Consider the following 14,117-nt stretch of genomic DNA (forward strand, 5'->3'; position numbering starts at 1 on the left):
CTCCTCTGGTTCTGGCTGCCATCCAGAAAGACAAAGCATTTTACTGTTAGAATTTCCTTTATACTTTACTTCTATTTCTGGTTGTCCTAAGTTGTTCAATTTGCACTTATTCCCCTGAAACTCTTTACATTCCGTTTCAATATCAGGAACATAGCCATATTCTTTCAGAACTTTAAATTGTTGCGGATTACTTTCTAATATACCTTCTATAATATTATCAATGTAACTTTTTGTGTTACTACTGTCAGTCGTTTTTGCTACTATTGCTGGTTTTACTACTTTTAAAGATAGAGGGCCGATGTTCTTAGTAGAATTAGTGATAACATTGAAAGTACAGACACCATTGCTGTAGACTCCATGTGCTCTATAAGTACAAGTGCTCTCGCTCATCTTCATTTTTATTTCTAGCGTGTTTTCATTTGCTACCTTCACTATCTCAGGCTCTGGAGCAGGTGGTGCCGGGAAACAGCGGACGAACTGTGGATTTTTTTTGTCTATACTTTGAGTTCCATGGTATTCAGCGCAGAGCTGGCCCTTTTTTCTATAGGTTTTGAAGTAATAGTGAGTATCCTTATCTGTAACAGTATATGAGTGATTTGGAATGTTCTCATTATTTGAAACAACGTGTGGAAAACCTAACTCTTTTCTTTCCTCCAGTCCGCTAATTATCACCCCAACTCTTGGATCGAAGTAATCATTGTCTTTATCTGTTATAGGAACAATTCTAACTTGTGGAGGTGACATTGCAAGTTGCTCGCAAAATGGAGGGGGGCTAGGTGCAAGTGGCACGGGAGCACATTTTACTGCCGTTTGGTAGCAGGTATCACAGACTTTTTCCCTCTCCCCAGGACGAAAAATATTCTCACCCGAAAATACTCTAGAACCCAATGAAGAAATTCCTGACATACAAGCCCCTTTTTGACTGCAAGCACATATTTTAGGAGAGTTAGCGAATCTTCTTTTTTCCTCATCAGTAACACCGTCTGCCCATTCCCATTTAAGACCCCGAGCAATTTCTCCTCCAGCTTTTGTTTTATCCCCTTCCCAATCAATAAAAGCTGCAGCAGAAACTCCAGCTCCTGTACCTTGCGTTCCATATATCTGGCGGCAGGATTCCCCACTTTGTAAGTCATAACAATAACTTTGTCCATCATAAGCACATACTCTAATTTTGGGATTAAAGTAACCATCAACTCCTTGATCTTTTATTGCTTGCACCTTAATTTCCTTTACCCAATCTCCACCAACTATTGCTTCCCACCAAGTATTACTTTCTACAAATGTTGGACAATCAGCATATCCTTGATACGAAAGACCAAGTATCAAAAAAAATATCAATAAGAAATTAAGCTTTACACTTCTCATAAAATACCGGTAACCACTCATTAACTTCTTCTCCTTTTTCTTTTATTGCCTCATACATATACTTTATAGTCTCTTTGTTAGCTGAAAGTACATGTATTTCTTGCATATCCTTCAAATCCAGATTTAAGGTTACTAATCCTTTGTACTGTTTTATCAAAAATAAACCTTCCTGTGTTGGCGTCTGCAGAATTATATTCAGCTCCTCTTTCGATAGAGAAAATGCCTTCATGTATAATCTATTTGCATTGACGTTCGGCATCAAGATTCTTGTATCAACATGTTTATCTAAATATTGAGTAAATTTGCTAGCAAATGCGAGATTTAAATTCTCAGTACTTAGGATTACTACAACATTTAGTTCCGTCATTCTTTGCATCCAGTTATCAAACTCTTTCTCTGTAGGAAAAATATTACTTATCTCCCATGCTTCATCCAAAACAAGTATTGCAGGCGAGCCATCACATTTTGCCTCAAAAGAATATAAAAAATAGTAAAGTATCACGGACATACATTCCTTTTGTTTTGTAAGGTTTGCGGTGTTGAGAGATATAATTTTTGTTTCCCAGTCAATATCTGATTCATCACCATCTTGAAATAAGTAAGCAAAGTCACCATCGTCACACCATCTACTTATCTTACCCCCAAGGAGCAAGAGCACCTCAGAAATTTGTGAAATAGAACGTGATTCCTTGGGTATAGCAAATATAGAATCCACAATTTTTCTTATCTTTTCTTCTACGTCCACCAAGCTCGTATCGGCTACCATTCTTCTGATCAGTTCAACCAACATATTGCGATTGGAAGCACTATCTTCAATGTTTAGTGGATTAAATTTTAGGCTTTTGTCCTTATATTTTGGATCGATTATGTAATATTTACCACTCACTGCTTTAGTAAAAATTATTGATTTTCCAGTGTTATCCAATATGACAATTCTTGGGTTAAACTTTCTTGATTCTGATAATAGAAAATTAATGAGTGAAGTTCTGCCTGAATTTGGAGCTCCGAGTATCGTAGTATGGCCATTATTTCTTTTTCCATGAAAATTAAAGAAGTAAGGATTTCCTTTTTTTGAAAAAAAAATCATTACCGCTTCTTTCCACCTTCTTCCTTTTAATGTACCTGACGTAAAATCGTGCAGCATAGCAAAGCTGCAAGCGTATTTTGTTAAGATATTTTTCGGTTGCGTAATAAAAGCAAAATTGCCTGGAAGTTGTGCCCAAAAATGACTTTCCATATGTAAATCAGTTCTAAACATCATGAAGCCAACTAATGACATTATAGAAGATAAATCACTAATACTTTCAGCTAACTTATTCCTATCATCTGCAAATATTGTAAAAATAATTTTCTGTTGGCAGAAGTCTATACTAGAGGTCCTTTCAAGCTCTATTATTTCTTCAATTCCTGAGCTTTTAAGTAAGGTATTATCCTCACTAATTTGCAGCATGTTGATTTGTTTTTTAAATTCTTTTATTGCTTTATTATTACTAGTAAATATCATTATTTCTGTAATGATAAATTCAGATTCAAGCTGCAAGCATCTATCTATATTACCTAAAGAGATTTCCCGGTATTCTTTTATGCTGAAAATAGAGCCAAATTTCTGTTGATTTTCAAATATTGTTTGAAACGTATTGAAACCAAAAGCTATTTTAAAATTTCTAATATATTGCGACAGGTCCCTTTCATGTATTGGATAATCTTTGTGCGTTAATGTAACAATATAGTGGAGAAATTCTATCATTTCAGAATATATTTTACCTTCACTAAACCTTAGACCCAGTTTTTTAGCTCCAAAAGGTTCTAAATCATTTTGAATTAAGTCAGTTATCTTTTGCAACTCCTGATGGCTTTCTTGTAAAGACAACTTATGCTTATTCTTTATTCTATTGAAAAAAAACGAATTATTAGTATGCTTGCCAAAATCGCTAAACAATATTACAATGTATAGTTCATTTATATACTGTAATTTACTATCAGTTAGTTTATTAAACCACGTTGAATGTAGGTTGTCAGAGAAGTCTTCAGTTTTATTCCATTTCAAGCTCAGTTTATTGCGCTTTCTAACGGTATGAATCCAAACGGTAAAATACAGGCTATTAATATTTTTTGATATGCTTTTTCTAATTTCAGTTCTGAGGTCGCTGTAGTTATCAACAGAAGAATAATCTTCTAACTTGATTATTTTTAACAATTCTCCCTGTTTTGTGAGTATGGTTTCTTCATCGTAATGACAAGCATAAGGAACAAAATCTAAATCAATGCTTTCTAGTAATGCTAAGTTGTTCTTTTTTTTAAGCTTAGAGTTAACTGTTGGTACTTTTAACTGCATATGCGTATTCAATAAAGATAATTAAAAAAGATAAAAATACTATCTTAATTTTTATCTTTTTTTTCGCTATCGGATTGTAATTTTATATCTTTTGCAAAGTTAAATTTTTCTTTTAAGTAGCCTGTTGCCTTTTCTGTACTACCGAACATCAGGACCAGTACACCAAACATTATCATAAAAAAGATTAGACCTCTGAACACTACTGCAAGTATCACTGCAGCTATACACAACCCTATGATTGTTGAAGGACTCATATTTTCTACAGTATCTTTAACTGAAAATGAAGAAATAAAATTTTTTACCGTTTCTTGTATACCCTTTAATTCATCACTCGCCGAACTTGCTTCGCTAGAATATGATGCAAAAATGAAACTTAATAAGGCTATAAAAACCAAAACTTTATTCAATTGAATGCGCATCAACTAAACACCTTTTAAACATTCCTCAAATATAACAACTTTTATATCAATAGGCAAGAACTGAATTCACTTATCCACTACAAGTAACACATATTTAATTTTTACCGCTGCGAACATGCTGTAAGCTCTTATCATCAACAAGAGGACTCACATTAATGGATGTTAATTTACTTGATAGGAAGTTTGAATGCAATTCAGCTACTGCTGCTATAGCAAGCACTGCAACCATAGCAAGTAGTCCTGCTCCTATCAATCCTGATGTCATTGCTCCTGCAACAATGCACCCTATTGTGGAGAGAGCACAACCTGCTACAAGTGCAACGTGAAGATTTCTGTTATTGGGTTGGTTTTTAAGTAGGATATCTTTCTTAACTTGATCTGGATTTGCTTGACCATCTGAGTTTTCATTTTCTTGCATTTTTGGCTCTTTTTTTACAGTCTGCTCTGGCTGCACTTGAGTCTCGTTTTCTTTTGGGGATTCCAAATTTGATTCTAATAACTCAGTTTTTTCTCCACCCTCTGGTTGTAAGCCATTATCTTCTTCAATAGAGCTCAATGTTGAGTTTAAACTTTCCTCAGATGAAGTGCTTGCTATTGATGTTAAACTGTTTTTTCTACTATTTATTGGTGATATCGAGTTTTTTTCACTCAGTCCAGGTGAGTTTATTCCACTATCTGAACCACTACCGTTACCAAGCTTAGGAGTTTTTATATTCTTCTTTAATTGCTCCATAACTTTACTATATTTTCTAGATACCTCTTTCGGAATATCTAATTGGCCAAGTATTTTAGTATCACCACTTTTTTTCTCAGCTACATTCAAGGGTGTTTCTTGTGTGTTGTTTTGCTCTTCAATATGTCCTAGCTGCATTTGATCTTCAATATTTTCTTCAACAGCATTTGGTATTGAGCTTACACTGCTGCTCCTGTTAGTAATATCCAAAATTGTTTTTACTATTTTTCCTCTTTTTGTTTGTGGTCTTTGTGATTGTTCTCTTTCATTGTTAAATACTGTAGGTACAGCTAGTTCTTCTGATTTTATTACTTCATCTTTCAATGCAGGAAGAAAGTTTTCGATATAATACTTATAATGTTTTTGATATTCCTCTTGTTTTTCTGGTGATTTTTCTAATTGTTCTCTCAGCGATTTTTCTAATTCAGTTAATACCTCAGGACTAGCTCCTTCCTTGAACAACTCTATGCATTTTTTGATAGTTCCATCTCCATTTTTTTTTGGGCTTTCATGATTATGTGTTTTTTTTGTTACCTTTTTGTATATAGTGTCGTGCAATTGTTGGTTAATAACTTCTTTATTATTCTGAGGTTTTTTTAAAGTACCTGGCATAGACTCCTCCATACAAATAAAATGTATAGATACCTCTTTAGCGTTAATTTTACATTAAAATTGGATAATTATGCCATATTATGGATAATTAATGGCAACTTGCTTATTGTGAGGTCGCTTAACTATTTGCTTTCTGGGTTTTCTACTTCTACAGATTTGCTCTCAATATAATTGTTTGCTTGTTGAACTAACATATCCACTACTTCTTTTACAGGCTTTTCCCTATCAACCATGCCAACACTTTGACCGGCCATTAAAGATCCCGTTTCAACATCTCCTTCAATCACTGCTCTTCTTAAAGCTCCAGCCCAGAACTTTTCTATTTCAAGCTGCCCATCTTCTTTTGAGATCTGTCCCTTTTGGTATTCATCAATAACTTCTTTTTGACGCTTCATGAAATCATCGCTTGCTTTGTTGGCTATAGCTCTTACTGGAATTACAGGAAAATCAGCACTTATCTGTACAGAAGGTATTGCATTACGTGCGGCCGATTTAATAAACACTTCCTTAAAATTTTTGTGGGCAATTGACTCATTAGTGCAGACAAATAATGTGCCTATTTGACAGCCACTTGCTCCCATTTCTAAGTAATTAACTATCACTTCGCCTCTGCCTATTCCACCTGCAACAAACACTGGTATTTGTTCATTTTTAAAATGAGGCAATATCTCTTGTGCAAGAACAGAAGTGCTCACTGGACCTATATGTCCACCTGCTTCCATTCCTTCTATTATTAACGCATCTACTCCCATTTTCACTAACCTTTTCGCAAGGCTTAATGCTGGTGCAAAGCACATAACTTTAATGCCTGCACCCTTGATTTTTTCTATATTAGGCTTTGTTGGCAGTCCACCGGCAAGCACTATATGGCTCACTTTCGTTTCAATACACACATCTATCAACTCACTCAACTTTGGGTGCATAGTAATTAGGTTTACACCAAATGGCTTGTTAGTTAATTTTTGTGTCTCTATGATTTCTTTTTCCAGTAAGTCTGGGAACATTGCACCACATGCAATCACACCAAAACCACCAGCGTTTGAGATTGCTGAGACCAAGTTTCTCTCTGAAACCCAGCTCATAGCACCACCCATTATAGCAAACTCACTGCCAAGAAAATCTGTTCCTTTTTTCCAGAGGCTACTTAACATATAACCTATATCATGCGTTTAAAAATGTTTTGTTTATCTATAAATGTGTGCTTCAAAGCGCCAAGTATATGTAAGATTATAAAGAGTACCATAAAATATGCAAGCATCGAATGTAGCTCGTTAGCCGTGTTAGCGAGGTCTTTGTTTTGATTAATCAACAAAGGGATATGAAAAAAATATTTGATCTGTTTGCCAGAAGCAGAAGACATGACATAGCCAGATAGTGGCATTAGCACCATCAAAGAATATAAACCAAAGTGTACTGCTTTACTTATATTGATTACAAACCGAGAAAAATTTGCTGGAAGTGGTGGAACATAAGTAAAGACGCGAAAAAATATGCGTACTATGATTAATCCAAGAATAGTGATACCGCAAGCCTTATGAATAGCGTATATGTTGAACTTAATTTCATTGCTAAGTGGCAGGCTTTTCATATAAAGTCCAGAACAAAGCATACCGATAATAAAAACAGCCATCAACCAATGGATACCCCTTAAACCTAGGCTATATTTATCGTCTTCCATTTTGATTACCCTAAAGTAGCATTTATATAATAGAAAAACTATTTTTCAATCAAAATTATTAAAGCAATTTAGATTTACCGACAATGTAAATTCAAGAGCAATCCTGTCATTCAGAACATAGAAACGAAAAACTTCCTTGACAAACTCCGCCAGCCCACTTATCATGATAGTGAAGCTATTGTATTTGCTTTCGCCAATCTGCAGGTTAAAAGGTAAGGATTACTTAATGTATCGGCGTCTTATGTTCAATTTTTTGCAGTATATAGATACTGTATGTCTTTACAAAACTTCATCTACATCTAGATTTTTATCTAAATAAGCTGAACGCGCTTATAAAGCGTTACAAGACATCAAAAAATGCCAATACTCGACAGAGATAATAAAAGACTAGCTAACTCGGGGATTCTTTGTCTTTTTTTCTGCTTAGTAAATTTCTTAAACATTTGCAGCGTAAGTTAGTTGCAATTAAAAGCAGCTAAATCTTGCTTGTCAAGCGTTTAAAACATAAAAAACGCCAATATTTTAAAGCAGATAATAACCCTAGGGTTTCTTTTGCCTTTTTTTTTATTTGGTAAATTCCTTAATATTTATGGCTAAACGACAATCGTCATCCCAGCGGGATCTAGAGATACCGAGGCGGTATGACGGTGTAGATAGTATCCCGCTACGTGTTAGCGGGATCTATGTTAAGGTATGACGGTTAAGTAAGGGATCTATGTTAAGAGATACCGCGAATGAATCGCGGTATGACGGTTAAGTAGGGTGTCATCCTAGTGCTCCTTTTTTTGTCATCCAAGTAGCTGACACTGGGATCCAGTTTTCCATATAATCTCATCGAAAATGTTGTAACCACTTTCTATGCTAGTTTACAAGCAAACTTTCCTGGATCCCAGTGTCAGCTACTTGGATGACACCTCTGGGCGCTGGGATGACAGGAGAAGGAGGCTACTTTCATGACACCATTCTTTTTCCTGGATTCCAGACTGGAATGACATCATCCTTTTTTCTAGATCCCAGTGTCAAGCTACTCGGATGACAGGAGAAGGGGCTACTTGCATGACGGTGTCGGTAAACTTAGAGCTATAATAACTATTTGCCTTTTTTCTGCTTAGGTTATGCAAGAAGTCTACTGTCTGAGAAAAGGTAGATAAAAGATGAAAACAGATAGAAGTATTTTAGTAGCTCAAAAAGAACGTTAAGTCATGCTTTTTATTTATATTGACAGCGTATATGACATCGTTTACGATTAAAGTTAATAACAATAATTTATATTTATCATGTTTGCAGTAATTGAGACTGGTGGAAAGCAATATTTAGTAAAAGAAGGTAGTATAATAAAGGTAGAGAAGTTAGAAGCTGAAGAAAAAAAAGAGGTGGAAATCAATAAGGTGATTTGTATTTCAAGTAATGGCTTATCTTATTCATCTAATGCTACTGTTAAAGCTGAAGTGTTGGAGCAGTGCAGGGGGGAAAAAATTATAATCTTTAAGAAGAAAAGAAGAAAAAATTACCGTAGGAAAACTGGTCATAGGCAGTATATAACTGTTCTTCGTATAAATGAAATTAGTCTTCAAAAGTAAGAGGTAAGATATGGCAACTAAAAAATCAGGTGGTAGTTCCTGTAATGGTAGAGATTCAGCGGGTCGTAGGTTAGGAATAAAGAAGAATGGGAAGGTTATTCCTGGTAACATAATTGTGCGCCAAAGAGGCACAAAATTCCATCCTGGAAAGAATGTTGGTATAGGTAAAGATCATACGATTTTTGCTAAAATAGAAGGCTGGGTCAGCTTTAGAAGGTCAGCAAATAAAAAGACTTTTATTGATATCGTGCCTACAGATAATATGAAAGCTTCAGCTTGAATAAATCATGGGTCTGTAGCTCAGGTGGTTAGAGCGCACGCCTGATAAGCGTGAGGTCGGAGGTTCAACTCTTCCCAGACCCACCATTTAGTAGTTACTAACTGTGTTTTCTATAGCGGTTTTGATATTGTATAAGCAAAAACATGAGTTTATATAAAAATTTAGTAACCAGTGAATCAGTGGCGGCTGGTCATCCAGATAAAGTAGCAGATCAAATTTCAGATGCAATACTTGATGAGTACCTTTTTACTGATCCTTTTGCGCGAGCTGCAATAGAGACTTTAGTCACCAAAGATAACGTTATTATAGCTGGGGAAGTGTTTGGGCCTAACATCAAAAATAGCAGGATTGAAAGTATTGTACGGAATACAATAAAAGATATTGGTTACAAGCACGATGGGTTCCACTGGAGAAAAGTGAAAGTAAATATATTGCTGCATGAGCAATCAAATGACATTGCAATAGGGTTGGATCAAGGTGCTGGAGATCAGGGCATAATGTATGGCTATGCAACAACAGAGACAGAAAACCTTATGCCGGCACCCATTTTTTATGCACACTCGATTCTGAAAAATATCATGAGCGCAGTTAAAGAAGCAAAACTTGGTCCAGATGCAAAGTTACAAATCACTTTGGCATATGAGAATAACCTCCCGGTACGTGCTGAAAGTATTATTGTCTCAATACAGCACCCTGAGGATTTGGATCAATCAAAAGTAAAAGAAATAATTTACCCTTACATAGTTTCATCTTTACCTGAAGGATGGATGTGTCCTGAGGAAAATCTCTTAGTCAATCCAACTGGTAGATTTGTTATTGGTGGACCGGTTAGTGATTGTGGATTAACCGGACGAAAAATTATGGTTGATACTTATGGAGGTTATATTCCACACGGTGGAGGAGCGTTTTCCGGAAAAGATGCAACCAAAGTTGATAGATCTGCGGCTTATATGGCAAGATATCTTGCTAAAAATATTGTCTTTGCAGGTTTGGCTGAACGTTGTCTTGTGCAGCTTTCTTATGCAATTGGTGTATCAAAACCTACTTCATTCTATATTGATACATTTGGTGCGAATAAGGTAGAGGAAAGAGTAATTAAAAAGTTTATCGAGAATAATATAGATTTATCAACAAAAGGCATAATCAAGCATTTATCGCTTAATCATCCTATATATAAACGTACAGCCTGTTATGGACATTTTGGTAAACAGTCGGAAAGGGACGGTGGATTTTCTTGGGAAAACATGGACTTATCTGCTGATCTTTGTAGAGAATTCAATATAGAAGGTAATAGTAAAATTTCTTTAGATTGCTAAAATTTTTGATTTACAGCCCCATATTTATATACTAGCTTATTGTTAAAGCATAGCACGCTTTTTCATAATAATTATACCACATTAGTAATAATTTTTATATTCAATTTTTATTGTGAGGCTTATAAAGTGTATAACGAAATAGAAGGAGAACTGTACAACGTAATTGTAAAAGAGTTTTCTGATCTTATTGATAAAATAAAAGAACACCCTTTTAATGTTGAATTGATAAATAATACATTAGATTATGAAAAATTCAAATTCTACCTTCAGCAGGATTTTCTGTATTGTATAGATTGCGCTCGTGCTTTTTTAATTGTTGCAGCTAGAGTTGATGATATTGAAATGATGAGTAGTTTAATCAATTTGGCACAAGGAGCATTTTATGTTCGAGAACAGTATAAAAAATATTTTGAAGATTGTGATCTATCTGATGATCACAAAAAGTCAAGAGCTTGTTCTGCCTTTACTGACTTTTTCATGAGTGCCGCATATCACAATTCTGTTAATGAAGCTTTAGTAGCATCTTATTCTTGCTTTAACATATACCAAATCGTTATACGCCATATGGTAAATGAGATAACAACTAAAGGGGTTAAAAATAACAAATACAAAGAGTGGATCAACATTTATAGTAGCGAAACAGTAAATGCTGTAATTGATGAGGTTACTGATATTACAAATAAGCTATATAAAAAAGCTAGTGACTGTGAAAAAAAGAGGATGTATGAGTTTTTTAAGAAAGGGCTGGAATTAGAAATAATGTTTTGGGATGAGGCATATTACTCTAATATATCTAGCAAAGAATATTAGCAGCGGATTATTTACGTTAACTTGATCTTTTATCGGTAACTACAGTGTTCAGTGGCATAATTAGGAGCTGTTACGAGTCAAATCTTTTAAAGGATATAATTGAGCATCCTTTTAATGTTGAGTTAGCGAATAACACCCTAAATATAGAGAACTTCAAATTCTATGCTCAACAAAAGACGTTGTTCTTAGGTGATTATATTCGTACCACCTTAATTACTGCATCCAAAATGGAAGATTATAGTAGTATTATCTCGCTTGCTGAAGTAGCCCAAAGAGTAGTGACTGTTAATAGAATGCTATATGACTACTACTTTACTATGTACGGTATAAGTCGCGAAAAGAAATCTCTTGAGTGTTTTAATTTCACTAATTTTCTTTTATCCATCTCGCATAGTAATACCTATGAGGCTATGACGGTTTTGTATTCTTGCATGTTTATATACGAGACTGTCGTTGATAGCATGAAAAATAGATTCAAGAAAAATAATAGATATAGGGATTGGTTTAATTTTTGTTACAGTGATTCAGTAAAGTCTGGATGCATTATTTTAGAAAATATTGTTGATGGATATTGCAGCAGAGCAAGAGAAAACGAAAAGAGCAGAATGCTTGAGTTGTTTAGAATAACTGCACAATTTGTGTTAGATTTTTTGAACGGTGCATATAATTTTTCAAGATTCAATCAATTTCCTAAGGAACATTGACAATTTTAAGCTAATTTGTATCCTTAATAAGTATTTTTTAAAATGCTATGAAAAGTAAAGAACATGATTTTCATTTAGTGGATCCAAGCCCTTGGCCAATTGCTGTATCAGCAGCAATTCTTATTCTTGCACTTGGATTAGTTGGCGCGCTTCATAAACAAATTGTCGGAATGTTTTGTTTAGTTTTGGGAATCTCCGCAGTATCAGGGGTGCTGTTTTATTGGTGGAGAGATGTAATAAGGGAAGCCATTTATGACAAATGTCACACTGCCATTGTAAAACATGGACTCAAATTTGCAATGTACTTGTTTATTCTCTCGGAGGTCGTATTTTTTATAGTGTTCTTTTGTTCATTCTTTAAAGCCTGGCTTGATCCAGTTTTTTTATTTGAGGCGTTTTCTCCTGCAAAAAAAGTTGAATGGCCCCCTGAGGGAATTTTGCCACCTGATCCGTGGTCACTACCATTCATGAATACATTAATATTATTGCTTTCTGGTACAACAATTACTTGGGCAAATCACTCTTTACTTAAAAATGATAAAAAGAGCATGATTAAAATGCTGTCCATAACTATATTGCTTGGAGTTTTTTTTATAATAGTGCAAGCAATAGAGTATCATGAAGCGAGTTTTTCTCTACAAGAAACAGGAGAAAAGCTTATTTATACATCCAATTTTTACATGATTACCGGTTTTCACTGCGCACACGTTATAATAGGAATAATATTTTTATCAGTGTGTTTATTTAGAGCACGGAAAGGCCAATTTACACTTCAGGACCATTTGTGCTTTGAGTTTGCCTCCTGGTATTGGCACTTTGTAGATGTAGTTTGGATATTTTTATTTTTGTTTGTCTATTGGTTAAGCGTTTATTAAGTGGTTAAAATAATAGGTCTAGATCCAGGAATAAGCAAGACTGGGTGGGCCATTATCAGCCTGAACGAAAAAAATAATATTGAATTTTTGGGCGGCGGTACCATATCAACTGATGGTAAATTGGGTACAGGTGAACGCCTACATACAATTTTTGAACAATTAAAGAAAGTAATTTCCCTATACTCTCCGAATGAAGCTGCGGTGGAGAAAATTTTTGTTAATAAAAATCCTAAATCTTCACTAACTTTAGGATATGCAAGAGGGGTTGTAATTTTAGCGTTAAAAATAACAAAGCTAACTATGAATGAATATGATGCAAACTATGTAAAAAAAAGCATTACCGGAAATGGCCATGCTGATAAGGATCAGATGATATTTATGGTGAAGCAAATAGTTAAAAATTTGAGTATAAAATGTCACCATGCTGCTGACGCTCTTGCTGTAGCAATTTGTCATGCTTATACGAAAGGTTCTTGTTTTGTTGAGTAACTTTTATATGGGATTCAGTTTGAAGATTTCCAGATCTGGAAAAACTATTTGATTGTGTTTATCTTGTCTAACGTTCGTTGCAAAATAATACATGCGGAGATTTTATCATCTATTTTTTTCGATTTTGTGATTGATATTCCAGTAATTTTTAGTGTACGAGTTGCGATAGATGTTGAGAAGCTTTCGTCTTGTAAGTATATATTTACTTTATATTTTTTTATTATTTTATTTGCGAATTGGATTATAGTTTTACACCATTTAGTTTCTTGCTCGTCCATTTTTAATGGTAGTCCTATTACCATTGATCCAGATTCATTTTCTTTGAATATTCTATGCAGATAACCTAAATCTTTGCTCATATTTTTTCTGTGATATATGCTATGAGCTGTGGCTATGAGCTGTGTTTTATCGCTAAATGCTATGCCTATTTGCTTTTCTCCCATGTCAAGGCACATTATGCGCTTATCTTTTGGAATAGACTTTAGAAACTCATCTGGATTTCTATGTAGCATCTATTAGACTTCCTTTAAAGTGACCTTACCAAAAAAGTGGAGAGAAAGTTAAGAAAATTTTTTACAAAAAGAATAATGAATCAAATTGCTCAGGAATGCAATAGACTTCTTGCATAACCCAAACTAAGTAGAAAAAAGGTATCATCTAAGTAGCTGACACTGGTTTCCATCCAAAAGGGCAGTGCCCCTATGATGTCATTCCAGTGCTTGACACTGGAATCCAGACTTTATAGCTCTTTTCATAGAAGTCCGGATGTGATAAGATAAGGATAGAAGATGATAAGGAGGTTGAGTGCCAGCAGCATATAGTTATGACTTAAGGAAAAAAGCAATGGAAGCGCTAGACGAAGGAGAAAGCAGAGAAACAGTGGCAGCAAGATTTAAAATTGGACGAACTACTTTATGGGAG

15 protein-coding genes, 1 tRNA gene and 1 pseudogene are annotated in these 14,117 nt (G+C 34.7%); 10 read left to right on the plus strand and 7 right to left on the minus strand.

From position 1 onward, the window contains the following. The 6 genes and pseudogenes from ACIPNH_RS06330 to ACIPNH_RS06355 all read right to left on the minus strand — a co-directional run. A pseudogene (locus ACIPNH_RS06330) lies at positions 1–1,365 on the minus strand (hypothetical protein); the annotation flags it as partial. Continuing rightward, entirely contained in the window at positions 1,346–3,700 is a 2,355-nt protein-coding gene (locus ACIPNH_RS06335) for a VirB4 family type IV secretion/conjugal transfer ATPase (protein ID WP_265024523.1), read from the minus strand. The gene ACIPNH_RS06335 and the pseudogene ACIPNH_RS06330, both read right to left, overlap by 20 nt. 44 nt (positions 3,701–3,744) lie before the next feature. Next, positions 3,745–4,119, minus strand: coding sequence for a hypothetical protein (locus ACIPNH_RS06340; protein ID WP_400772320.1), 375 nt, complete (start codon positions 4,117–4,119; stop codon positions 3,745–3,747). 94 nt (positions 4,120–4,213) lie between these two features. Beyond that, positions 4,214–5,464 (minus strand): hypothetical protein, encoded by a 1,251-nt coding sequence (locus ACIPNH_RS06345; protein ID WP_400772284.1) that lies wholly within the window; start codon positions 5,462–5,464, stop codon positions 4,214–4,216. 122 nt (positions 5,465–5,586) lie between these two features. After that, positions 5,587–6,615 (minus strand): NAD(P)H-dependent flavin oxidoreductase, encoded by a 1,029-nt coding sequence (locus ACIPNH_RS06350; protein ID WP_264723838.1) that lies wholly within the window; start codon positions 6,613–6,615, stop codon positions 5,587–5,589. Positions 6,616–6,620: 5 nt separating this feature from the next. Further along, complete coding sequence (locus tag ACIPNH_RS06355; RefSeq protein ID WP_400772287.1) at positions 6,621–7,142, minus strand: cytochrome b; 522 nt, start codon at positions 7,140–7,142, stop codon at positions 6,621–6,623. Between the two features lie 892 nt (positions 7,143–8,034). Between ACIPNH_RS06355 and ACIPNH_RS06365 the strand changes: the two genes are divergently transcribed. From ACIPNH_RS06365 to ruvC, 9 genes are all read left to right on the plus strand, one after another. Continuing rightward, positions 8,035–8,178, plus strand: a complete 144-nt coding sequence (locus ACIPNH_RS06365; protein WP_153296796.1) for a hypothetical protein — start codon at positions 8,035–8,037, stop codon at positions 8,176–8,178. Between the two features lie 241 nt (positions 8,179–8,419). Continuing rightward, the gene (gene rplU, locus ACIPNH_RS06370) at positions 8,420–8,722 is read left to right on the plus strand and encodes a 50S ribosomal protein L21 (RefSeq protein ID WP_264723715.1); all 303 of its coding nucleotides are present in this window, start codon (positions 8,420–8,422) and stop codon (positions 8,720–8,722) included. Between the two features lie 10 nt (positions 8,723–8,732). Next, positions 8,733–9,002, plus strand: a complete 270-nt coding sequence (gene rpmA, locus ACIPNH_RS06375; protein ID WP_006279564.1) for a 50S ribosomal protein L27 — start codon at positions 8,733–8,735, stop codon at positions 9,000–9,002. A 9-nt stretch (positions 9,003–9,011) separates the two neighbouring features. After that, a tRNA-Ile gene (locus ACIPNH_RS06380) sits at positions 9,012–9,088 on the plus strand. Positions 9,089–9,145: 57 nt separating this feature from the next. Further along, positions 9,146–10,318 carry a methionine adenosyltransferase gene (metK, locus tag ACIPNH_RS06385; RefSeq protein ID WP_400772290.1) on the plus strand — a complete coding sequence of 391 codons (1,173 nt, stop codon included), beginning with the start codon at positions 9,146–9,148 and terminating at the stop codon, positions 10,316–10,318. Positions 10,319–10,444: 126 nt separating this feature from the next. Then, a complete protein-coding gene (locus ACIPNH_RS06390) occupies positions 10,445–11,128 on the plus strand; it encodes a TenA family protein (RefSeq protein ID WP_038249063.1) in 684 nt (227 codons plus the stop codon). A gap of 44 nt (positions 11,129–11,172) precedes the next feature. After that, positions 11,173–11,832, plus strand: a complete 660-nt coding sequence (locus ACIPNH_RS06395) for a TenA family protein (RefSeq protein ID WP_400772293.1) — start codon at positions 11,173–11,175, stop codon at positions 11,830–11,832. Between the two features lie 47 nt (positions 11,833–11,879). Beyond that, positions 11,880–12,707, plus strand: coding sequence for a cytochrome c oxidase subunit 3 (locus ACIPNH_RS06400; RefSeq protein WP_006279354.1), 828 nt, complete (start codon positions 11,880–11,882; stop codon positions 12,705–12,707). Beyond that, a complete protein-coding gene (gene ruvC / locus ACIPNH_RS06405; protein ID WP_015588791.1) occupies positions 12,708–13,196 on the plus strand; it encodes a crossover junction endodeoxyribonuclease RuvC in 489 nt (162 codons plus the stop codon). A gap of 44 nt (positions 13,197–13,240) precedes the next feature. Here the strand turns inward: ruvC and ruvX are convergent, their stop codons facing one another. Continuing rightward, positions 13,241–13,708, minus strand: coding sequence for a Holliday junction resolvase RuvX (gene ruvX / locus ACIPNH_RS06410; RefSeq protein ID WP_400772297.1), 468 nt, complete (start codon positions 13,706–13,708; stop codon positions 13,241–13,243). A gap of 292 nt (positions 13,709–14,000) precedes the next feature. Between ruvX and ACIPNH_RS06415 the strand changes: the two genes are divergently transcribed. Then, a partial coding sequence (locus ACIPNH_RS06415) for an IS630 transposase-related protein (protein ID WP_400771409.1) occupies positions 14,001–14,117 on the plus strand: 117 nt, incomplete at its 3' end.

The sequence above is a fragment of the Wolbachia endosymbiont of Drosophila barbarae genome (genome assembly GCF_044752445.1).
Lineage (GTDB): Bacteria > Pseudomonadota > Alphaproteobacteria > Rickettsiales > Anaplasmataceae > Wolbachia > Wolbachia pipientis.

Excerpts from the sequence above, each read along its gene's own strand:
- ACIPNH_RS06335 (WP_265024523.1), bottom strand. The coding sequence starts at position 3,700 with ATGCAGTTAAAAGTACCAACAGTTAACTCTAAGCTTAAAAAAAAGAAC.
- ACIPNH_RS06340 (WP_400772320.1), bottom strand. The coding sequence starts at position 4,119 with ATGCGCATTCAATTGAATAAAGTTTTGGTTTTTATAGCCTTATTAAGT.
- ACIPNH_RS06345 (WP_400772284.1), bottom strand. The coding sequence starts at position 5,464 with ATGCCAGGTACTTTAAAAAAACCTCAGAATAATAAAGAAGTTATTAAC.
- ACIPNH_RS06350 (WP_264723838.1), bottom strand. The coding sequence starts at position 6,615 with ATGTTAAGTAGCCTCTGGAAAAAAGGAACAGATTTTCTTGGCAGTGAG.
- ACIPNH_RS06355 (WP_400772287.1), bottom strand. The coding sequence starts at position 7,142 with ATGGAAGACGATAAATATAGCCTAGGTTTAAGGGGTATCCATTGGTTG.
- rplU (WP_264723715.1), top strand. The coding sequence starts at position 8,420 with ATGTTTGCAGTAATTGAGACTGGTGGAAAGCAATATTTAGTAAAAGAA.
- rpmA (WP_006279564.1), top strand. The coding sequence starts at position 8,733 with ATGGCAACTAAAAAATCAGGTGGTAGTTCCTGTAATGGTAGAGATTCA.
- metK (WP_400772290.1), top strand. The coding sequence starts at position 9,146 with ATGAGTTTATATAAAAATTTAGTAACCAGTGAATCAGTGGCGGCTGGT.
- ACIPNH_RS06400 (WP_006279354.1), top strand. The coding sequence starts at position 11,880 with ATGAAAAGTAAAGAACATGATTTTCATTTAGTGGATCCAAGCCCTTGG.
- ruvX (WP_400772297.1), bottom strand. The coding sequence starts at position 13,708 with ATGCTACATAGAAATCCAGATGAGTTTCTAAAGTCTATTCCAAAAGAT.